This is a genomic window from Pseudoalteromonas sp. GutCa3 (genome assembly GCF_002836155.1).
Taxonomy (GTDB): Bacteria; Pseudomonadota; Gammaproteobacteria; order Enterobacterales; family Alteromonadaceae; genus Pseudoalteromonas; species Pseudoalteromonas arctica.
In genome coordinates, this window is sequence record NZ_PJBK01000084.1 from 1 (window position 1) to 21,630 (window position 21,630).

Annotated in this window: 22 protein-coding genes; 12 read left to right on the forward strand and 10 right to left on the reverse strand. The window is 38.1% G+C overall.

The genetic code is table 11. The features are described from left to right. Nucleotides 1–32: 32 nt before the first annotated feature. Both CXF64_RS15480 and mutY read right to left on the reverse strand, forming a co-directional pair. Nucleotides 33–305, reverse strand: a complete 273-nt coding sequence (locus tag CXF64_RS15480; protein WP_007582954.1) for an oxidative damage protection protein — start codon at nucleotides 303–305, stop codon at nucleotides 33–35. Between the two features lie 35 nt (nucleotides 306–340). Next, complete coding sequence (gene mutY / locus CXF64_RS15485) at nucleotides 341–1,402, reverse strand: A/G-specific adenine glycosylase (RefSeq protein ID WP_101217454.1); 1,062 nt, start codon at nucleotides 1,400–1,402, stop codon at nucleotides 341–343. 161 nt (nucleotides 1,403–1,563) lie between these two features. On the opposite strand from mutY, the gene trmB reads away from it, so the two are divergent. From trmB to arcA, 4 genes are all read left to right on the forward strand, one after another. Beyond that, a complete protein-coding gene (gene trmB, locus CXF64_RS15490; protein WP_007582957.1) occupies nucleotides 1,564–2,289 on the forward strand; it encodes a tRNA (guanosine(46)-N7)-methyltransferase TrmB in 726 nt (241 codons plus the stop codon). A gap of 66 nt (nucleotides 2,290–2,355) precedes the next feature. After that, nucleotides 2,356–3,381, forward strand: coding sequence for a methyltransferase (locus CXF64_RS15495; protein ID WP_101217455.1), 1,026 nt, complete (start codon nucleotides 2,356–2,358; stop codon nucleotides 3,379–3,381). A gap of 151 nt (nucleotides 3,382–3,532) precedes the next feature. Next, nucleotides 3,533–5,137, forward strand: coding sequence for a sensor histidine kinase (locus CXF64_RS15500; RefSeq protein WP_101217456.1), 1,605 nt, complete (start codon nucleotides 3,533–3,535; stop codon nucleotides 5,135–5,137). 492 nt (nucleotides 5,138–5,629) lie between these two features. Further along, entirely contained in the window at nucleotides 5,630–6,346 is a 717-nt protein-coding gene (arcA, locus tag CXF64_RS15505; protein ID WP_002962549.1) for a two-component system response regulator ArcA, read from the forward strand. A 16-nt stretch (nucleotides 6,347–6,362) separates the two neighbouring features. Here the strand turns inward: arcA and arcB are convergent, their stop codons facing one another. Beyond that, nucleotides 6,363–8,681 (reverse strand): aerobic respiration two-component sensor histidine kinase ArcB, encoded by a 2,319-nt coding sequence (gene arcB / locus CXF64_RS15510; RefSeq protein WP_101217457.1) that lies wholly within the window; start codon nucleotides 8,679–8,681, stop codon nucleotides 6,363–6,365. Nucleotides 8,682–8,913: 232 nt separating this feature from the next. Between arcB and folE2 the strand changes: the two genes are divergently transcribed. From folE2 to CXF64_RS15530, 4 genes are all read left to right on the forward strand, one after another. After that, a complete protein-coding gene (folE2, locus tag CXF64_RS15515) occupies nucleotides 8,914–9,834 on the forward strand; it encodes a GTP cyclohydrolase FolE2 (protein ID WP_101217458.1) in 921 nt (306 codons plus the stop codon). 116 nt (nucleotides 9,835–9,950) lie between these two features. Continuing rightward, on the forward strand, nucleotides 9,951–10,547 hold the full coding sequence (locus CXF64_RS15520) for a DUF2726 domain-containing protein (RefSeq protein ID WP_007582968.1): 597 nt from the start codon (nucleotides 9,951–9,953) through the stop codon (nucleotides 10,545–10,547). Between the two features lie 122 nt (nucleotides 10,548–10,669). Beyond that, complete coding sequence (mtnN, locus tag CXF64_RS15525; protein ID WP_024607949.1) at nucleotides 10,670–11,377, forward strand: 5'-methylthioadenosine/S-adenosylhomocysteine nucleosidase; 708 nt, start codon at nucleotides 10,670–10,672, stop codon at nucleotides 11,375–11,377. Further along, the gene (locus CXF64_RS15530) at nucleotides 11,378–12,322 is read left to right on the forward strand and encodes a cobalamin biosynthesis protein CobD/CbiB (RefSeq protein WP_101217459.1); all 945 of its coding nucleotides are present in this window, start codon (nucleotides 11,378–11,380) and stop codon (nucleotides 12,320–12,322) included. Nucleotides 12,323–12,418: 96 nt separating this feature from the next. On the opposite strand, the gene tyrS is transcribed toward CXF64_RS15530, so the two are convergent. Next, nucleotides 12,419–13,618, reverse strand: coding sequence for a tyrosine--tRNA ligase (gene tyrS / locus CXF64_RS15535; RefSeq protein WP_007585427.1), 1,200 nt, complete (start codon nucleotides 13,616–13,618; stop codon nucleotides 12,419–12,421). Between the two features lie 322 nt (nucleotides 13,619–13,940). Here tyrS and CXF64_RS15540 point away from each other — a divergent pair, with 322 nt between their 5' ends. Further along, the gene (locus tag CXF64_RS15540) at nucleotides 13,941–15,254 is read left to right on the forward strand and encodes a peptidoglycan DD-metalloendopeptidase family protein (protein ID WP_007585425.1); all 1,314 of its coding nucleotides are present in this window, start codon (nucleotides 13,941–13,943) and stop codon (nucleotides 15,252–15,254) included. 74 nt (nucleotides 15,255–15,328) lie between these two features. Here the strand turns inward: CXF64_RS15540 and CXF64_RS20840 are convergent, their stop codons facing one another. The 5 genes from CXF64_RS20840 to CXF64_RS15565 all read right to left on the reverse strand — a co-directional run bounded on the left by CXF64_RS20840 (nucleotide 15,329) and on the right by CXF64_RS15565 (nucleotide 19,812). After that, nucleotides 15,329–15,505 (reverse strand): hypothetical protein, encoded by a 177-nt coding sequence (locus CXF64_RS20840; protein WP_007583822.1) that lies wholly within the window; start codon nucleotides 15,503–15,505, stop codon nucleotides 15,329–15,331. A gap of 13 nt (nucleotides 15,506–15,518) precedes the next feature. Then, nucleotides 15,519–16,490, reverse strand: coding sequence for an aldo/keto reductase (locus tag CXF64_RS15550; protein WP_101217460.1), 972 nt, complete (start codon nucleotides 16,488–16,490; stop codon nucleotides 15,519–15,521). A gap of 142 nt (nucleotides 16,491–16,632) precedes the next feature. Then, the gene (locus tag CXF64_RS15555; RefSeq protein ID WP_002961942.1) at nucleotides 16,633–17,763 is read right to left on the reverse strand and encodes a sodium ion-translocating decarboxylase subunit beta; all 1,131 of its coding nucleotides are present in this window, start codon (nucleotides 17,761–17,763) and stop codon (nucleotides 16,633–16,635) included. Between the two features lie 13 nt (nucleotides 17,764–17,776). Then, nucleotides 17,777–19,558, reverse strand: coding sequence for a sodium-extruding oxaloacetate decarboxylase subunit alpha (gene oadA, locus CXF64_RS15560; protein ID WP_024594514.1), 1,782 nt, complete (start codon nucleotides 19,556–19,558; stop codon nucleotides 17,777–17,779). A gap of 11 nt (nucleotides 19,559–19,569) precedes the next feature. Continuing rightward, entirely contained in the window at nucleotides 19,570–19,812 is a 243-nt protein-coding gene (locus CXF64_RS15565; protein WP_007583814.1) for an OadG family protein, read from the reverse strand. A gap of 519 nt (nucleotides 19,813–20,331) precedes the next feature. On the opposite strand from CXF64_RS15565, the gene CXF64_RS15570 reads away from it, so the two are divergent. The 3 genes from CXF64_RS15570 (at nucleotide 20,332) to CXF64_RS15580 (ending at nucleotide 21,355) form a co-directional block, all read left to right on the forward strand. Next, complete coding sequence (locus tag CXF64_RS15570) at nucleotides 20,332–20,505, forward strand: DUF1328 domain-containing protein (RefSeq protein WP_002961939.1); 174 nt, start codon at nucleotides 20,332–20,334, stop codon at nucleotides 20,503–20,505. A 58-nt stretch (nucleotides 20,506–20,563) separates the two neighbouring features. Continuing rightward, on the forward strand, nucleotides 20,564–20,755 hold the full coding sequence (locus CXF64_RS15575) for a hypothetical protein (RefSeq protein WP_007378921.1): 192 nt from the start codon (nucleotides 20,564–20,566) through the stop codon (nucleotides 20,753–20,755). Nucleotides 20,756–20,887: 132 nt separating this feature from the next. After that, nucleotides 20,888–21,355 (forward strand): YcxB family protein, encoded by a 468-nt coding sequence (locus tag CXF64_RS15580; RefSeq protein WP_010555487.1) that lies wholly within the window; start codon nucleotides 20,888–20,890, stop codon nucleotides 21,353–21,355. Nucleotides 21,356–21,405: 50 nt separating this feature from the next. On the opposite strand, the gene csrA is transcribed toward CXF64_RS15580, so the two are convergent. Then, entirely contained in the window at nucleotides 21,406–21,597 is a 192-nt protein-coding gene (gene csrA, locus CXF64_RS15585; protein ID WP_004587515.1) for a carbon storage regulator CsrA, read from the reverse strand. Nucleotides 21,598–21,630: the final 33 nt, after the last annotated feature.

A 21,630-nucleotide genomic window follows, 5' to 3' on the forward strand; every position in this document is an offset into this window, starting at 1 on the left:
GGCTATTTAGCCCTTTTTTTATGTTCAAAATATTATTTTTCAGGCGGTCGATAACCTTCAATTTCCACATCTTTGTTTTCAAACAAAAAGCCAACCATTTGCTCTTCTAAAAATGTGCGGTGCTCTGGGTCCATCATATTTAAATGCTTTTCGTTAATAAGCATTGTTTGCTTATGCTGCCACTGACCCCACGCTTCTTTAGAGATGTTATTAAAAATCTTTTCACCAACTTCACCAGGGTATAACTGAAAGCCAAGCCCTTCGGCTTCTTTTTGTAACTTTTGACAAAATACTGTACGTGCCATGATTGATTCTCTCTAACGCTAAATATGGGGCTATTCTATACTATTGCTGTAATTTGTTTAACCAACTTTTTAGTTGGCGCTGCTAGGCCAACCTCTATTGATTGATCAAGCGGATACCACACTAATTGTTTGTCATTTACTACATCAGGAATTTTCTTAACATTGAGCACATGCGGATTAATCTTCAGCTCAAAATGTGAAAACACATGAATAAACGCTTCAAGCTCTACTAAGTCGGCTTCTAATCCTTGCTGAGCTAAAAACATTTGAAGCTCCTCGTACTCATTAAATTCAAAAAAGCCAAATAGTCCTCCCCAAATACCGCTGTTAGGGCGTTTTTCCATAAGCACTTTATCGCCGCACTGAACAATTAACTGATGACAACTCTTCTTCGGCACTGCTTTTTTAGGTTTAGAATGTGGAAACTCTTTTACTTTACCTGCATTAAAAGCACCACAACCTGAATTTAATGGGCAAGCCTCGCAATCAAACCGGCTGCGTGAGCAAACACTCGCACCTAAATCCATCATAGCTTGATTAAATTCGGTGACATTATTTTTAGGTGTTAATTGCTCTGATAAATGCCAAAGCTGGTTTTCGACTTTTTTAACACCGTACCAACCTTCTATCATAAAGTAGCGCGCTAAGACTCGCTTAACATTCCCATCTAAAATTGGATGATGCTGTCCAAGCGACAATGATAAAACAGCCCCGGCAGTAGAGCGCCCTATTCCCGGTAAATCCATTACTTCATCAAGCGTTTGCGGAAATTCGCCTTGGTACTTGTCACGTACTATTTTAGCTGTTTTATGTAAGTTACGCGCACGAGCGTAATACCCTAAGCCGGTCCAGTGATGCAGTACTAAATCTTCATCAGCATCGGCTAAAGCAATAATATCTGGAAAGCTTTGCATAAATTTTTCAAAATATGGGATAACAGTAATAACTTGAGTTTGCTGGAGCATCACCTCAGACACCCACACTTTATAAGGTGTTTTACCCAACTGCCATGGAAGTGTTTTACGCCCATGAAGGTGATACCAATCAACGACTTGATTAGAAAACGAATTAGACTGTTCTTTATTTAAATCCAACATATTGTACTTTTACTGATGCTCAATGGCGGCTCAGTCTATTGTAGTTAATAAAAAGATCAAGCTATAGGGCGTGTAAAACCAGCTAATACTTGTGATTGCGGGCTCGGTCAGGGATAATATGCAACCATTTTTAAACACATTGTTTTTGTCAGGCCAATAATATGAGTGAATCAAGCAACACTAACCTTGAGCAAGCTAAGCAAGAAGGTAAATACATCCGCACCATTCGCAGTTTTGTAAAACGCGAAGGTCGATTAACCAAAGGCCAAGCCGCTGCAATCGAAAAATGCTGGCCAACAATGGGCCTAGAGCATAAAAACGGTATGCTTGATTTAAGCGAAGTTTTTGGCAACAACAACGATGTAGTAGTAGAAATTGGTTTTGGTATGGGTAAATCGCTTGTCGAAATGGCAACAAATGCCCCTCACCTAAACTTTATTGGTATTGAAGTACACCGCCCAGGCGTTGGTGCTTGTTTAATGGATGCCGATGAAGCAGGCATTACTAACTTACGTATTTTTGAACACGATGCAGTTGAAGTACTTGCAGACTGTATACCTAATGAAAGCTTAACAACACTACAGTTGTTTTTCCCTGATCCTTGGCATAAAAAGCGTCATCATAAACGCCGTATCGTACAAACTGAGTTTGTTGAAAAACTAAGAGCCCAACTGAAAATGGGTGGCGTTTTTCATATGGCAACAGATTGGGAAAACTATGCAGAGCATATGCTCGAAGTAATGAATGTAGCGCCTGGTTTTAAAAACCAATCAGAAACAAACGATTATGTTCCACGTCCAGATTTGCGCCCGCTTACTAAGTTTGAGCAACGCGGACATCGCCTAGGTCATGGCGTGTGGGATTTAATGTTTGAACGTACTGAGTAATTTGTAACTTTAAGCACTCACTTTTATTTTTGATAAAACTAAACATACTGTAAGGCAAAGCCATTTATGAGCGTACTAACCAACCCAAGTTTACTGTTACTTCGTAATAGCGAGGCACTAACGGGCAAATCTATCTTGGTGGTCAACTTTGTTCAAGATGGCTTTTTAACAGAGCTTAAAAAACTTAACCCGCAAAGCAAGGTAACTGCATTTAGCTACAACCATGCTAACGGTGAGTTTGCTAAAAACACCCAAGACGTTGAGATTTGTGTAAATCACACAATACCTGGTAACGGCTACGATTTAGTTATTCTTTACTATCCTAAATCAAAACCTGAGTTATTAATGGCGCTTGATAATATTCGATCTGCTATTACTGATGATGCCGAACTATTGGTGGTAGGTGAAAACAAAAGTGGTGTTAAATCAATTGAAAAGCAATTAGCTGGTAAAGCTGAGTTTAGTAACAAAATTGATTCAGCTAAGCACTGCGTTCTTTACTCATTTGCTGAGATTACCCAGCACCCTGATTTTGATATTACGACCTACCATAAAAAGTTTGTTGTTAATGTTGCCGACACCGAGTTTACAGCTATTAGTGTCCCAGGGGTGTTTAATCACGGTAGTTTAGATATGGGAACGAAAGTTCTACTCGAAAACGCACCGACAATTAAGCAAGGTAGGGTTCTCGACTTTGGTTGTGGCGCAGGTTTAATAGCAACCTTTTTAGGGCTGCATAATCCAGCACTCGAGTTTGTGTGTAGTGATGTAAGTGCACTGGCAACTTACGCAACACAGCAAACTCTAAAGCTTAACAGCATCAAAGGCGAAGCGATATTAAGTGACGGCCTTAAAAGCATTACCGGTAAGTTTGATTTAATTATTAGCAATCCACCTTTTCATACAGGTATTGCAACCGACTACACAGTAGCAGAGACATTTTTAGCAAATGCAAAACAGCATTTAACTAAAATAGGAAAGCTGAATATTGTTGCTAATAGCTTTTTAAAATACCCGCCTATTTTAGAAACGCAATTTGAAAGCTACCAAACGGTATTTAAAAATAACAAGTTTGCCGTATATAGCAGCTAGTATTATTTTTAAAAATGCTTGAGTGCAAACGCGCTCAAGCTAACCTTCGCATAAATATAAGAATTAATTTAGCTTTTTTCCTTCATTTTCTCCCGTCTTTGCTAAACTAAAACTCTAAATAATCAAAATTAATTCAGGCGATAACGAAATAATGCCTAAAAAAGTTCATCAAAGTAGCATTCGCAAAGCACTCATAAATTTAATTATGCTTATTACAGCTATTTGCTTGTCGCTATCTATTTCGATATCTACTTATTTAAGCGTAAAAGAGCAAAAGCAATTAATCATTAATAAACTCGTCATACTTTCTGAAATTGTAGCTTTTGATGCTGGTAAATCAGTAGTTGAAGATGATAGAAAAACAGAAGAAAAACGCCTCAAGTCATTTGAAAATATCCCCCTTGTAAAAAACATACATATTTATTCAATAGAAAAAGCATCTCAAAAACCTGTTTTTTTTATTAGCTTTAATGCAAAAAAAACACCTCCAGTACCACTAAGAATAGACAGTGTTGATGAGCTAAAAGCGCCACGAATTACGAGCGATCATATTGAACTAACCCGCCCTATTTACGATAACGAAAAGTTGGTAGGTTATGTATATATGCGAGGGAGCCTCGAAAGTTTAGAGACTTATATTGAGAGAAAAATATTAATAGATGTGCTATTAACTCTATTAATTTTAATCGTTGTTTACTTTATTGCTATAAAAGTTCAACGACGTATAGCCAAGCCAATAGAGCAGTTAAGTATGCTATTGCAGGATGTATCTAAAAATCATAACTATGATGCACGCGCGCCAATAACCGATGTAAAAGAAATAACCGCTCTTTCAAATAGTTTAAATATCATGCTTACACGCACCAAAAAGCAACTTGAGCGCCACGAAAAAGATAAACAAGAAATAAAACAACTAAACCAGAGCCTTGAAGAAAAAGTAAACCAGCGAACAATCGCTCTCAGAGAAGCAAATCAAGAGCTTTTATCAACCCTTGAGAGAATGCATCAGTACCAAACGCAAATTGTTGAAAACGAAAAAATGGCATCGCTTGGGCAAATGGTTGCTGGGGTTGCCCATGAAGTGAATACACCAATAGGGCTAGGTATTACAGGCTCTACATTACTTCGAGATAAACTGGCAGATATACAGCAAAGCTTTGACGATAAAAAACTTACCTCAAGCCATCTAAAACGCTTTATAGATGAAGGTATTGAAAACTTAGACTTAATTTATCGTAATCTAAATCGTGCCGCAGACCTGATATCTAACTTTAAAAAAGTGGCCGTTATTCAAGATGACGGTGTTAATACCCATATTAATGTACATAAATTAATAAGTGATGTTTTAACATCGATTCAATCTGAACTACTGCCTAAAAAGCCTGTCGTTATTATTAACTGTCCGACCGACTTGGCTATTCATAGTAAGTCTGAACCTCTGCAACAAGTGTTTCAGCAGTTGCTCATGAACTCTGTGATTCATGGATTTATAGGTAAAGAAAATAATGAAATTCGCTTTGACGTAGAACTGGTAGGGAAAAAATTAACAATAGTTTATTCTGACAATGGTCAAGGCGTTGATAAAAACATTAAAAATAGAATTTTTGACCCGTTTGTAACTTCAAAGCGCGGACAAGGCGCAAGCGGCTTAGGCATGCACTTGGTCTACAACCTAGTAACACAAGCACTTGGCGGAAGAGTTATGTTTGATCTTGAAGAAAAACACGGTGCTCGCTTTATAATTACTATTCCTTAAATAAAGATCACTAAAAAGTGCATATATTTAAAATTTATCCTTGAATTAGCATTTAATGACCTCATTAATGAGGCATGTGATAAGCGCGTAACATTATTTAATTGCATTAAATAAATATTACCAAGCGATTTATGAACTTTTTTATCTTTGCTGTATCACATACATTGATGAAAGGTTAGAAAGTGATATAGTTTTGCTTTGAATTAGTCTGATTATTTTAAATACCTTGTTTGATTGAATGATGTATCAATTATTAAAGGAAAATGGCTTCGACTTTATGATTCAAATAGCTACATCCACGTATATATCAATTAAACAGTAGTTTTTGCACTGCCCTTTTTAGTAGACTTTGGACACCCTACTGTTTTATTTTTATCCAATTTGTTTTTTCCTTGTTAACAAATGGGTATAATCCTATAATCTCTAGTAATCGGTTATAAATTCGTCACCGGTTTTTTTTATAAATAAAATATTCCAAAAGGTTAATTAATAATGCAAACGCCAGTCATTCTAATCGTAGAAGATGAAGACGTAACTCGACTGAACCTAGTTAGTTTATTTGAAGCTGAAGGGTACAAAGTTATTGAAGCCATTGATGGCGATGATATGCATGACAAGCTTACAAATAACGATGACGTTAATCTTGTAGTTATGGATATCAACCTTCCTGGTAAAAACGGTCTTATTTTAGCCCGTGAATTACGCCAAAAGCGTAAAGTAGGTCTTATATTCCTAACGGGTCGTGACAACGATGTTGACCGTATTTTAGGTCTTGAAATTGGCGCAGATGACTACGTTACTAAGCCATTCAACCCGCGTGAATTAACTATTAGAGCTCGCAACCTTATTACTCGTACTGCTTTAGGCGGTGAAGAGTCAGCACTAGAAACAAATGGTGTTATTACGTTTAACGGTTGGGAACTTGATGAAAATAGCCGCTGTCTTACTTCTCCAAATGGCGACGCTAAACGTTTACCAAAAGGTGAGTACAGAGCACTTCGTTTAATGCTTGATTCTCCAGGTCGTATTTTTAGTCGTGAGCAATTAATTAAGCACATGACAGGCCGTGAGCTTCGCGCAAATGACCGTACTGTTGATGTTACTATTCGTCGCATTCGTAAGCATTTTGAAAGTGATAACTCAACGTCAGAGTTAATCAGCACCATCCATGGTGAAGGTTACCGTTTCATTGGTAAAATTGACGCTTAATTAGAGCTAATTAGTTTTACTCTAATTGCTGTAAAAATAAATGAAGGGCTTTTTGTCCTTCATTTATTTTATCTGCTAAAACATCTAACCACTGCTTTAACACTTCATCAGATTCATCAATCGCACCATGCTCCATTATTTTGGCATGAAGCTGCACATCATTTAAACCTACCGATCCAGCCGCACCTTTAAGTTTATGCGCTACTGATTCATACTCTTCTCTATCGCCGGCATTTAATGAAGTAAGTAATTCTTGCTGATATTGTGGACTTAGCTTTTCGAATAACTGACTACTGCGTCTAAATACAACCAAGCCCATCGAATTTACAAAGTCTTCTATTGTTTCAATATCTAATAAGTGTGCATCAATGCCCTCAAGCGCTTCTTCACTTACTTTTAGCTGTGGCTCTGTGCATTCACTTTGCTTAATGCCAAATAAGTCAGCCAGCATTTTATCAAGCTTAACTGTGTTAATTGGTTTAGCCAACGCACCTTGTATTGATATACCTTCAAGCTCTTTTTCAGCACTGCGTACATTGGCAGTTAAAGCAACAATAGGTAATTTATCGAAGTGGCTATCTGAGCGTATTTGTTTAGCAACCACGTCACCATTTATATCTGGCAATTGCATATCGAGTAGTACTAAGTCTAAGTCATCTTCGGTTTCGACAAACGAGAGTGCATCTTCACCGGTTTCAGCCCATAACACTTCATGGCCGCGTTGCTCTAATAGGTTTGTAGCAATTTCGGCGTTAAGAGGCACATCTTCTACTAGTAGAATATACAAACCACGGCCAACATAACTTTGCTCTGTTGGTGCAACACATAAACTAAGCGGTATTTGCACTGTAAAACAACTTCCTTCGCCTTCAGTACTATTTACCGTAATTATCCCTTTCATTGCACTTACAAGTGCCTTAGTTACAGCTAAACCAATACCTGAGCCTATTGCGTTAGTGCCTTTTAAATCCGGCGCTTTGTAATACATATCAAATATATGGGCAAGCTGCTCTGGTGGAATACCTTGACCTGTATCTAGTACCTTAATAACTAACCATGGGCCTTCTACGCGATTTTCTCTGCTGCATTCGAGTGTTACTTTGCCTTGCTGAGTAAACTTAACGGCGTTGTTAATTAAGTTCCAAACAACTTGGCGTAATCGAGTCGGATCGAGCTGCGCGTAAACATCAAGTATGCCATTGCGCTTAATGTCAAACTCAAGCTCTTTTTGCTCAGCTATTAAGCCTGCAAAATTAACTACATCGTTTATAAAGTCTGACACATTAATAGAATTGGTTGCTATATCGAGCTGATCTCTATCTATTTTATCTAAATCTATAATATCGTTAAAAATATTACCGAGTGTTTCAGCACTCGAAAAAATAGTATTGCCCCAACTACGCTGCTGCTTATTAAGCTCTGTATCTAATAACATACGCGTTAAACCAACAATGCCATTTAAAGGAGTACGTAGTTCATGGCTCAGCGTAGCAATAAACTTACCTTTGTCTTTATAGGCAGTTTCGAGTGCTTGTGCAGCTTCTTTACGGCTAGTGATATCACGACCAAAACCCAGTAAACCAATGTAGTCACCGTCATCATTTATAAAAGGTAATTTACGCAGCTCAAACCAACGTGTTTCACCATTTACTTCATAGCCTACATCTATAGTTAGTGCTTTATGGCTTTGCTCTACTTCTTTATCGGTTGCCAAAACTTCAGCTAAAAAATGACTCGGGAATATCTGCTCAACCGTTTTTCCTATTAGCTCACTACTTGATTTTCCCATTACCTCTTCAAACATTTTATTACAGCCGGCAAATACACCGTTGTTATCGCGGTAATAAAATAAATCGGGAGATGAATCAACGATTGAGCGTTGCAACATACTTTGTTGGGCAAGTTCTTGTTGTGTTTTTTTTCGCTCAGCAATTTCTCGGCGCAGCTCTTCGATAGCGCGATGCTTGGCATGAAACGCCATTTTACGCTCATCAATTTCAATATTTAAACGACTAATGTTGTCTTTTAAGGTTTGGTTTAAGAGCTTTTCCTGCTTGGTTGCGCTATCTAAATAAGCATACGAGGCATCTAATTGACGAATTGAATTAAGTAATACACTTATAATTAAAGGAGAAACTACAGCCGTAAAAAATACCACAGCCAAAATATCAACAAGGTGTAATTCGCCTATCGCAACATAATAAAACATGCTCGATAAAATAAGAGATACAGTTAAAAATAAAGTGTAACAAATAGCTGCGGTTTTAAATTCACCAAATCGCGTTATTGAGCTGGAAAGTACCCGAGCCCAAGGGCTCAAAGAATAATCGGTCATACGTAATTTTATCTCTTAGCTGTGTGCTTAAATATAAAGAAGGCAATGCGCATGTATAAACATACCATTTTCCCAGATTTTAGCATTTTTCTCCTACCACTACCCATGTTGTGCGATAAAAACAGAATTTTTCATGTTTGATTTTGCTCATCTCTTAAACTCATCATTTCAGCAATAAATTATTTAGTGTAAAATGCCCCGCTTTATTATCTCCAAAATACGAGTAGCGCACATGCAAACCAATATGCCAGATATAGCAGACACTGCACCCGCTTTACAAACAGGTAAATTAGACTGGGTTGGCATGGGCGAAATCGAACTGCCATTTATTTTTGAGTCACGAGACTTATCTCCAGTTACAGTAAATGCCAAAGCTCGTGCATTTGTAAATTTGCATAAAGAAGATGCCAAAGGCATTCATATGTCACGTCTATTTTTAGCACTTGACCTGCTTTCAACTGAGCAGCAAGTCAATCCGCAAACAATAGCGCAAGCACTCGATACCTTTATAACTAGCCACGAAGGGCTGAGCGATAAAGCACAAATTGAATTTAAATTTGAATTACCGCTACGCCGTAAATCACTATTAAGTGGTAAAGCGGGCTGGAAAAGCTACCCAGTTGTACTTACCAGTGCAATTGATAATAACATTATTAGCTACGAGCTAACTGTAGATGTTACCTATTCTTCAACGTGCCCTTGCTCTGCAGCACTTGCACGCCAGCTTATACAAAACGCGTTTAACGAAAAGTTTAACCAAGAAACCTTAAGCCAAAAAGATGTGCACGAATGGCTAGGCACTACACAAGGCATTGTAGCGACACCTCACTCGCAGCGCTCTATTGCCAACGTAAAAGTAAAGCTTGATAGCAATATTCAAGAATTTGACGTAGTGACTCTAATAAATACCCTCGAAGCTGAACTTAAAACGCCTGTACAAGCGGCAGTAAAACGCGAAGACGAGCAAGAATTTGCCCGTTTAAATGGTCAAAATCTTATGTTTTGTGAAGATGCAGCGCGTAAAATTAAAGCTTTATTAGAAACAGATAATTACAGCGATTACTGGCTGCAAATAAACCATTATGAATCACTCCATGCACACGATGCTGTAGCTATTGCGGTTAAAGGTATTGAAGGTGGATACAAAGCTTAATAGCTACATCGTTTTAGCTTTTATAAACAGTTGGTAATTATTTTATAACTCATACTTTTTAGGCACGTAAATTGCTTTATTTGAGCAGTGTCAATTTGTTGTTATGGAGTTACCGTATGGAATTCGCTTTATTATTAATTCTAGTATTAGTTGTCGGGGCTTCTGTTGTTGCGTCAAAATTTAATGACGATGGCGGAAACCCGTATCCTTTTACCCGCAAGCAAACTGTTTTTACGCAGGTTGAAGGCGCTTTTCTAAATCTTCTCGAGCGTGCTGTAGGCGATCAATATAAAATTGTTAGTCGCGTTAAGTTAATTGACGTTATTGACTGTAAGCAAGGTCTTTCTATTAAATCTAAACGTGCTGCTTTAGCTAAAGCTAAAAATAAGCAACTCGACTTTGTATTAATCGATAAAGAAAAACTAACTATTGTTGCGGCCGTTGACCTAGTTAACAATGCCAATAAAGATGGCCACAAAGCTCAACGTGACTGGTTTGTAAACGGTGCACTAGAGTCTGCGGGCATTCCACATATTCGTATGAAAGTTAAATCGGGCTACCGTCCATCAGAAGTACGCGATGCAATTATGTTTAAACTTGGTAAGCCTGCAGCAACACAAACGCAGCGCCCTGTTCGTAATCGCTCACATAAGCCAGCGGTACTTTCACCTTCTCAAGCCAAAGCACAAACAACTGCTTTAGCTGAAATTTAAAAACCAAATTAAATACTCTCCTAAAAAGTATTTAAAGCGAGCTCATAAACAAGCTCGCTTTTTTGTTTTTTATTGCTAACTTCACGTATAATCAAGTGATTCAAACTCAGGAATTAAACATTATGAATGTTGGTATTATTGGCGCAATGGAGCCAGAAGTTAAAATTTTACGTGAAGCGATGCAAAACCCACAAATTTTAACTAAAGCAGGTTTCACTTTTTATACTGGTGAATTGGCTGGTAACACAGTAACACTTGTACAATCTGGTATTGGTAAAGTAGCATCAACAATTGCAACTACCTTACTAATTGACAACTTCAAACCTGATTGCGTAATTAACACAGGCTCTGCCGGTGGATTCGATCCTTCTCTAAGTGTTGGCGACGTAGTAATTTCGTCAGAAGTACGTCATCACGATGTAGATGTTACTGCTTTTGGCTACGAAATTGGCCAAGTACCACAAATGCCAGCAGGCTTTGCAGCTCACCCTAAATTAGTTGAAGCAGCACAACAAACAATCGAACAAATCAGTGATGTTAAAACACTTGTTGGCTTAATTTGTACTGGTGACACATTCATGTGTGACCCTGTGCGTATTGATAAAGCACGCAGTGATTTTCCTACAATGCTTGCCGTTGAAATGGAAGGCGCTTCAATTGCACAAACGTGTTTTACGCTTAACACACCATTTGTTGTAATTCGCTCAATGTCTGATATTGCAGGTAAAGAGTCACCACAATCATTTGAAGAATACCTAGAAACAGCATCAATCAACTCATCTAAAATGGTTGTCGCACTTTTAGAAAAGCTAACTGCAGTGTCTCTGTAAATGATTAGCAATATTGTTCAAAACCACTTGGACTTTATTGCCTTCATACTAGCGCTCCTTGCTGAGCGCTTTATTCCCCTTATTAGCTGGTATCATCCTAATACAGCGTTAAATGCTGTTTTTAGTGCTATTGGCAAGCGCATATACAAAAGCAAAGAACCTAAAAGCTATCAATATTTGGCAGCTATACTCGCAAGCACGCTCATTTTAAGTGTCATTCTCATTATTGTAGTGTTACTACTCGAGTTTGCTTTTTATCCTGAATTACTCGCTGGCCTTATTTTATACTTATGCTTAGAAAGTAAGAGTATTGATAAAAAAGCACTTCGCATTGCAAAGCTAACTAAACAAAATCAAAAATCGACAGCACGCGAATTACTAAAACCACTGCTTGCCCGTGAAGTTAATAGGCTTTCATCTCCTGGTATTATTAAAGCATTAATTGAAAGCTTAATACTGCGCACTGCTCGATACTATTTCGTAGTTATATTTATATTTTTAGCCTTTGGCCCTATTGCTGCCCTCGCCTATCGATTGCTTACTTTAATACAACAAGCCTGGCGTAGTGATATATCCCCAAATAGCTACTTTTTAAAACCGCTTAAAACTCTCTTGTTTATTATTGAGTATATTCCAATGCGCTTACTCGCTTTAACTATTGCAGCAAGTAGAGCGAGCAAACAAAGCATGCACTACATAAAGCATTATGGCAGACATTTTTACCAAACAAATACAGGTTGGCTACTAAGCACATGCTCTGCATCACTTGGCGTGCAGCTGGGCGGGCCTGCAGTTTATTTAGGTACTCGCTTTAATAAAATGCGTATAGGTACTGATAGACTACCTACACCCGAGGATGTACCTGTAATAATTAATAGATTAAATCAGGCGCGTGTATTTTGGTTGTTAGTAATTGTAAGTATTGAAATATTAAAAGTGATTTAGTGACTATTTAGTGACTACCTCGTAACTATTTACAGACCCCAAAATACGAGCACAAAAAAACCAGCCTAGGCTGGTTTTTTAGTTTTCAAACGGTATTTAAGCTACAGTGATGTTTGCAAACTTACGTTTACCTACTTGGTAAATAGCCGTTGTGCCTTTTGCTATTTCAAGTTTGGTGTCAGTGATTTTATCTTCACCGTTAAGTTTAACTGCACCTTGCTTAATCATACGCATTGCTTCTGATGTACTTACTACTAAATTGGCTTCTTTAAGCAAGTTAGCAATTAAAATAGTATCTTCTGCAATAGTGATTGTCAGCTCTGGGATTTCATCTGGTAACGCTTTTTTCTGAAAACGCTGAATAAAATCATCATGTGCACCTTGTGCATCAGCTTCACTATGAAAACGAGCAATTAACTCTTTAGCTAGTTCTATTTTAATATCGCGCGGGTTAGTACCTTGCTCAACACGTTCTTTTTGAGCTGCAATTTCTTCAATAGAAAGCGCGCTTAATAAATCGTAATAACGCCACATTAGCACATCACTAATTGACATTATTTTACCAAACATATCGTTTGGCGCATCAGTAATACCAATGTAGTTACCAAGCGACTTAGACATTTTTTGAACGCCGTCAGTACCTTCAAGTAATGGCATCATTAATACTGTTTGCGGCTTTTGCCCTTCAACTTTTTGTAGCTCACGGCCCATTAACAAGTTAAAGCGCTGATCAGTACCGCCCAGTTCAACATCTGACTCTAGTGCAACCGAATCCCAACCTTGTACCAGTGGATATAAAAACTCATGAATTGCAATTGGTTGGCCGCTGCCGTAACGCTTTTTAAAGTCATCACGTTCAAGCATACGTGCTACAGTTTGGTTTGCAGCAAGTTTTATCATACCTGCAGCGCCTAACTTTTCCATCCAAGTAGAGTTAAATGCAACAGTGGTTTTAGCAGGATCTAGAATTTTGAATACTTGTTCTTTATATGTTTCGGCATTGGCTAGTACGTCTTCGCGAGTAAGTGGTTTACGCGTTACGTTTTTACCTGTTGGGTCACCAATCATGCCAGTAAAGTCACCAATTAAGAAAATAACCTCATGACCTAAATCCTGAAAGGTTTTCATTTTATTAATTAGTACAGTGTGCCCTAAATGTAAATCAGGGGCTGTAGGATCAAAGCCAGCTTTTATTTTTAGCTTTTTGCCCGACTTTAGTTTTTCAACTAGTTCGTCTTCAATTAATATTTCTTCTGCACCGCGTTTTATCTCTGCTAGAGCGGTTTGTAAATCCACTTTGTGTTACTCCAAAATTCTGCCTACGAAGGGGCGGACTAGTTACTTGTAATCACGGTTTAATATAGGTTTAAACCGAATATATATATGTAGCTAACATAACAAATTTCTACCTAATTAAAATAACTTTTTAAGTTATTAATGCAACTAAACAAAATGAATTGAGTCTTAGTTAGATAGGACGTTAAAAAAGGCTTCCTAACCCTGATTTTAGCGTAGTTTAAGGTTAGTTTAAATCTACAAAGCACTAGTATTCGTACATTATTAAGTATATCCTGCAATATTATGTATTTATTATCTTGACAGCAGAAAAAGGCACGTTATGGTTCACGTGGTTAACACTCTCCCAAAAAAACACAAATTGCTTATTTTAGGTTTAGTTTCTGCTATTGCCGGCTTGGCATTTCTTCCTTCTGAAAAAGCGACTGCTTCTAAAGACAATAATGCAGATGCATTAGAGATAGGCAAGCGCTATGAGTTACAAGTTAAAGTTGATGACAACGAAAAATTAACTGAGTTAAATTCAGAGCAAGCAGCAGAAAAATTACCAGAATACGACTTTGTCGATCATAAAGTTAAAAATGGCGACAATTTAGCAATTATCTTCAAACGTGCTGGTTTTTCAGCTCAAACGCTCCATAAACTAATTAACACTAACGCAGAAACGCGCAAGCTAACTAAAATTCACCCCGGTGAAATACTTAGCTTTGCGACAGCTGAAGATGGCTCTTTGGCTCAACTGCGCTATGTAATTTCAAAAACCGATACTTTATTTGTTACCTTAAATGAAGAAGGTAACTACGATACAGCTATTGATAGTAAAGAAATTGAAACGCTAACCAAAACCGCTGGCGGCGAAATATCTAACAACTTTTGGACTTCAGCAATAGCGGCAGGTTTAAGCGAACGTCAAATAATGAACTTTGCTGACATATTTGGTTGGGATGTTGATTTTGCAAACGACATTCGTAAAGGCGATGTGTTTGGCTTAATTTATGAGTCTCATTATGTTGATGGCGAGTTTATTGGTACCGGTAAAATTATTGCCGCTGAATTTGTAAACCAAGGTCAGCGCTTTGCAGCGATTCGCCATACCGACGGCAATTTTTATACGCCTGAAGGGCGTAGCATGAAAAAAGCATTTTTACGTGCACCTGTAAGCTTTAAGTATATTAGTTCGAGCTTTAATCCTCGTCGCTTACACCCAGTTACTGGGCAAGTTAGAGCGCACCGTGGTATCGACTTTGCGGCACGCACTGGCACACCGGTGGTTGCATCAGGTAACGGTAAGGTAGTTAAAGCGGGTTACAGCAAGTACAACGGTAACTACGTATTTATTAGCCATGGCACACAATATGTAACTAAGTACTTACACCTAAATAAGAAACTAGTTAAAACGGGCCAAAAAGTTAAACAGGGCCAACAAATTGGTACTGTAGGTTCTACGGGTCGTGTTACTGGCGCGCATTTACACTATGAATTTTTAGTAAATGGCGTTCACCGTAATCCTAAAACAGTAAAACTTCCTAAGTCAGAGCCACTACCTCGCTCAGAACTTGCTAAGTTTAAACCGATTGCAGATAACTTTATTGCCCAACTTGAGCGCAATCGCGAGCTACAGTTAGCACTTAAATAAAGTTTATTAATAAACATTAAAAAAGCCTTTGCAGGTTAAACCTGCAAAGGCTTTTTTGTATACGCTAAAAACCATTAATACATTAATACATAAATGAGCTGAATCACTAAAGACACCATCACTAATGGCCAAATATATTTACTGTATTTGGTTGCACCGTTGAGCCCTATTTTACTTTGATATTTTTCAAGCAATGGAATAAGTATCGCTAGCGCGACAAACAAACCAATTAAAATAACGAATATATTCATATCAATGCCCTTCTTATGGTAGCTCATGGCCTTTAGCGCTTACATAAAGTGCATACCAATGCTCACGAGTTAGTTGTACGTTTACAGCATCACAAGAGGCTTTAATACGCTTGGCATTAGTTGTTCCAATAATAGGCTGAATAGATGCGGGATGGCGCAGTAACCATGCAATGACAATAGCCTCAGCAGAAGTATCATAAAGCGCAGCCAGCTTATTAACTAAAAGACTCGTGTTTATATCAGCCTGCGATGCGTTTGATAAATCACTGCCGCTGTATAATCCTTGGCATAAACTGCCCCAGCTTTGAATTTGAATTTCAAAATGGCGACAGTACTCAATACTACCGGGTGTAAAATTAAGATCCTTACCGCCACTGTTACCGGCATATACACCTTCATCGACAAACTGATGTTTTTGTAAACTAGCCTCAATTTGATTAGCCACAATCGGCATATCAAGTGCATGCTGTAAAAAATTCATTTGATGTTGCTGCATATTCGATACTGCAAAATTGCGCACTTTACCGCTTTCTTTTAAGCAACTAAATATACGAGCAATTTCGTTAACTTCCATGAGTGGATCAGGACGATGTAGCATAAGTACGTCTAAATAGTCTGTATTTAATCGTTTTAATGATGCTTCAACTGATTGCTCAATCCACTTTGATGAAAAATCATAGCGCTTTGGCCCTAAGTCATCTTCAAAACGAATCCCACACTTAGATTGAATATACATGTGCTCTCTAAGCTCTGGTCGCTCGCTTAATGCTTTACCAAAAACCTGCTCCGCTTTACCAAAAGTATAAATATCAGCATGGTCAAAAAAGTTAATGCCACCTTCAATAGCGTTATCTATGCATTCATGAGTTTGCTTAACATGTGCATCAGTGATTGCGTCTTTATTCCAACCGCCTCCCAGACCCATGCATCCGAATACAAGTTTACTAACATGAGGTAAGTGCTTTGCTAAAGGTGTGTGAAGCATGATAACTATCCTTAAAATTTTGAAGAGCTGTTACTGTAAACAAAAAGCGCTGAACAAGAAACCATTTAGCGGTGAACAAATTAAGAACAAAAAAAAGCGCAGTAAACTGCGCTAAATCATTTATTAACTACCACGTTAATTATTAGCCAACAAGTGCTAATAAAATACCCGCAGCAACTGCACTACCAAGTACACCCGCTACGTTGGGTCCCATAGCATGCATAAGTAAAAAGTTATGTGGGTTGCTTTCAAGGCCAACTTTATTAACTACTCGTGCCGCCATTGGCACAGCCGATACACCTGCTGCCCCAATTAATGGGTTTATAGGTGTTTTAGATATGCGGTTAAGTCCTTTTGCCATAAATACGCCAGATGCCGTACCAATTGCAAAAGCCAGTGCGCCAAGCACTAAAATACCAATCGTCTCAACAGTTAAAAACTTATCTGCAGCAAGCTTTGAACCTACAGCTAAACCTAAAAATATAGTTGTAACATTGATGATTTCGTTTTGAGCACTGTTACTTAATCTATCAACAACACCCGACTCTCGCATTAAGTTACCTAAACAAAACATACCTACAAGCGGTATAGCAGCCGGTAAAAACATAGCCGTTAAACTAAGCACCATAAGAGGGAAAATAATCTTTTCCTTTTTAGATACTTTGCGAAGCTCTGGCATCTTAATTTTACGTTCTTCTGGGGTTGTTAACGCACGCATAATTGGCGGTTGAATAATTGGTACTAATGCCATATATGAGTATGCTGCTACCGCTATTGCACCAAGTAAATCAGGTGCCAGTTTTGACGCTAAAAATATTGCAGTCGGTCCATCTGCTCCACCTATAATCGCAATAGCCGATGCATCCTGTAAAGTAAACTCAAAGCCTGGCACATAGTTTAATAATATCGCACCAAACAGAGTCGCAAAAATACCAAACTGTGCAGCCGCACCTAATAGCAACATACGTGGATTAGCAATAAGCGCACTAAAATCGGTCAGCGCCCCTACTCCCATAAATATCAATAACGGAAAAATCCCCGTATCAATACCCACGTAATAAACGTAATACAAAAGCCCACCTGGGTCTGACAAACCTGCCACTGGTACATTTGTTAAAATTGCACCAAAACCAATAGGTAGTAATAATAATGGTTCAAAGCCTTTAGCTATCGCTAAAAACAGTAATAAACACCCTACCGCAATCATTATCAACGATGGGATTGTAAAGTTAGCAATGCCTGTCGCATTCCAGAGGTTTAAAATACCTTCCATCCTCTATTTACTCCTAAGCTAATGCAATCATAGCGTCGCCGGTAGTTACAGCATCGCCTTCACCAACTAACACTTCAGCAATTGTTCCTGTATGCGTAGCGCGTATTTCAGTTTCCATTTTCATGGCTTCCATAATAATCACTACATCGCCTTCGTTAACAACTTGCCCAGCTTTTACCTTAATCTTAAAAATATTACCGGCTAAAGGTGCGTTAAGGGTTTCACCTGATGCAACTGAAGCAGATTGAGGAATGTGCTCAGAGTCTTTTAATGTTACCTCTTTTAGCTCACCACCTTGCGCCACTACTACGTCGTAAACTTTACCATCTACTTTTACGCTGTATTGCTCAGCTTTAACGCTGTTATTATTTGATCCCGATTTTGGTGCTGCCTTATTGCTCTTATCTTCAACGGTAGGAATAGGCTCAAATGCATCAGGGTTATTACGATTTTTAATAAATTTCAAACCAACTTGTGGAAATAATGCATAAGTTAGTACGTCATCAATTTGCTCATCAGCAAGTGTTAAACCTTGCTCTTGCGCTTCTTTTAATAATTCAGCTTCAAGCGTTGCAAGCTCTGGTGCAATGTTATCTGCAGGGCGACAAGTAATAACCTCTGCTCCATCAAGCACACGCTCTTGTAGCTCTTTATTCATTGGTGCTGGTGTTAAGCCATATTCACCTTTTAATACGCCAGCAGTTTCTTTAGTGATTGTTTTATAACGCTCACCGGTTAGCACGTTAAGTACTGCTTGAGTACCTACAATTTGCGACGTGGGTGTTACTAAAGGTAAAAAACCAAGATCTTCACGTACGCGTGGGATCTCAAGCAAAACTTCATTAAGCTTATCTGCCGCGCCTTGCTCTTTAAGTTGGTTTTCCATGTTTGTAAGCATGCCACCTGGTACTTGAGCTAGTAAAATACGACCATCAACCCCTTTTAAGCTACCTTCAAATGCCGCATATTTTTTACGTACATCTCTAAAGTAAGCAGCAATTTCTTCTAGGTGGTTTAAATCAAGGTCGGTATCGCGCTCAGTTCCTTCAACTATCGATACAATAGTTTCAGTTGCTGTGTGTCCGTAAGTCATACTCATTGATGAAATAGCGGTATCAAGCATATCAATGCCTGCATCAATCGCTTTTTGATAAGTCGCAGTACTTAAACCTGTTGTAGCGTGGCACTGCATAGCAATAGGAACCGATACGGTTTCTTTAAGTGCTTTAATTAGTTTTTCAGCATCGTACGGCTTTAATAAACCCGCCATGTCTTTAATACAAATTGAGTGACAGCCTAAATCTTCTAATTGCTTAGCAAGAGTCAGCCACATATCAAGCGTATGAACAGGACTTACTGTGTACGAAATAGTACCTTGAGCATGTGCGCCTACTTTTATAGCCGCTTTAATCGCTGTTTCTAGGTTACGTACATCGTTCATTGCATCGAAAATACGAAATACGTCAACGCCATTTTTATGTGCGCGTTCTACAAACTTTTCAACTACATCATCAGCGTAATGGCGGTAGCCTAATAGGTTTTGACCGCGTAATAGCATTTGCTGTTTAGTATTAGGCATCGCTTTTTTAAGCGCACGAATACGCTCCCAAGGATCTTCGCCTAAATAACGAATGCACGAATCAAATGTAGCACCGCCCCACGATTCAATAGACCAATAACCTGCATCATCTAGCTTGCTAGCAATAGGTAGCATATCGTCTAGGCGCATACGTGTTGCGAGCAATGATTGGTGCGCATCGCGTAATACCAATTCTGTTAATTTTAATTTAGCCATGTGTGTGCCCCTTATTTATTATTTGATTTGTACTGAGCAATGGCAGCACTAATAGCAGCGATGTGCTCATTAGGCACACCTTGAGATTTAAAAGACGGTGATTTAGCTGGTGATGCCTCTGGTTCGCTATAGCGCGTCACCAAATTAGACATAAGCGTTACTGCACCAATTAATATCGACAGAAATACAAACACCCCAACCATACCAGTTAGCATTAAGCTACCAGCCGTTGTGAGTAGAGCACCTATATCCATTTTTCTCCCCCTTGAAACCCATATCGAAAATAAAAAATCGATTTAATTAAATATTTATTCACTGGATAATAACAAAACTAGTCGCTTTGTCTACATCTTGTAAATTGGTAAAACCAATTAAACTATAAACAACATAACACTCAACAAATTTACATGCCATAACCCAGCAATCATGCGCCCTACAATACATACAGAAAATAACGACTATAGCTAATAGTTATATGGAAGTTGTTAATTAACTATTCAACTTAATAAAAATAACCGCCAAATTTTATAATAAGTACAAAAACACACATCAATTGTTAATTGGTCTTACCAAAAACATTATTTTTAGTGAATATTTACCAGTAACTTGTAACAGTGTGAATAACTTACATAACAAAGCGTAAAAATTACTAACTAACTAATAACTAAAAACACAGTTAAAAACCATAACTGTCTGATATAAAACAAAAATAAACTTTGGCATATAACTGGCATTAGTTATTATGAGCAAATTTGATAACCAAGGAGAAAACAATGTTACGCTGGACAATTACATTTTTAGTTATTGCTTTAATCGCTGCAGTGTTAGGTTTTGGTGGCATCGCAGGTGCCGCAGCTGGTATAGCAAAAATTATATTTTTTATATTTTTAGTACTTTTAGTGATCTCATTAGTTTCAGGTGCACTACGTGGTAAATCACCCAGGTAGATAAAGCATTCAACTAACAAACACTAAAATTTAATTAATACTTACAAGGAATTACATTATGAATTCAACAACTGTAAAAGCAGCACTAATCGGTCTATTCGCAAGTTTCTTCATCATGGGTTGTGAAGACAATCACGCAGAAGACGCAGGCGAACGTATTGACGAAGCAGTAACTGACGTGCAAAACAAAGTAGAAGATGCATGTGAAAATGTTAAAGAAGGCGTAAACGCTGAAGAAACTAACTGTTAATTCTTCTTGTATCGCTAAAAAACGGCCTTAGGGCCGTTTTTTTGTGTCTGTAATAAAATCACTGACTATAAAGCTGCTCATTTAGCGGTTAGCTTGTTAAAATAAAAAAAACGATATTTAAAGCAAGGCAATATGGCATTTACAACAACCTACACACTAGATAAACCTTACTTTTACGAGTGCTTTGATGAGTCACTCCCCTACAGTAAGCGCGCCAAACCTAAGTACTTTTTACTTGTACTCCTCGTTGCGCTTGGTTTATTTGGCATTTATGTTTTAAACGATCATTACTTAGGATCGTTTATGATCATGCTAGGTGTACTAGAGTGCGTCGCTTTTTACTATCGCAGACCTTGGTGGGTAACCAGACAAATGCTCAGCAGAGCGTCAGGCTCAGAGGTAACACTTACCTTTGATGAAGAAGGCATTAAATCGGCTAATCACTACAAAAGCTTTCAGCTAACTTGGCAAGACATAAGCGAAGTAATAGATACTCAGCAAGGTATTATTATTAAAAATAAAAGCGGAATGCAGTACATTTCAAAACAAATACTAACCCCAGAAACACTCGTTTTTATAAACAAAAAAGCCACTCAGTGAGTGGCTTTTTGACTAGTTGAGTTAATTACTCAACTACGTATACTTGTTGATTAAGCATTGCCCGGATTAGGGTTCGACTTTTCAGCTTGTATGCGCATGTAAATCTCTTCACGATGCACTGATACGTCTTTTGGTGCATTAACACCGATTCGAACTTGATTTCCTTTAACACCTAGAACAGTAACTGTTACTTCGTCACCAATCATTAGGGTTTCACCTACTCTACGAGTTAGTATTAGCATTCTCTTGCTCCCATGTTCCAATAAAAATTATAA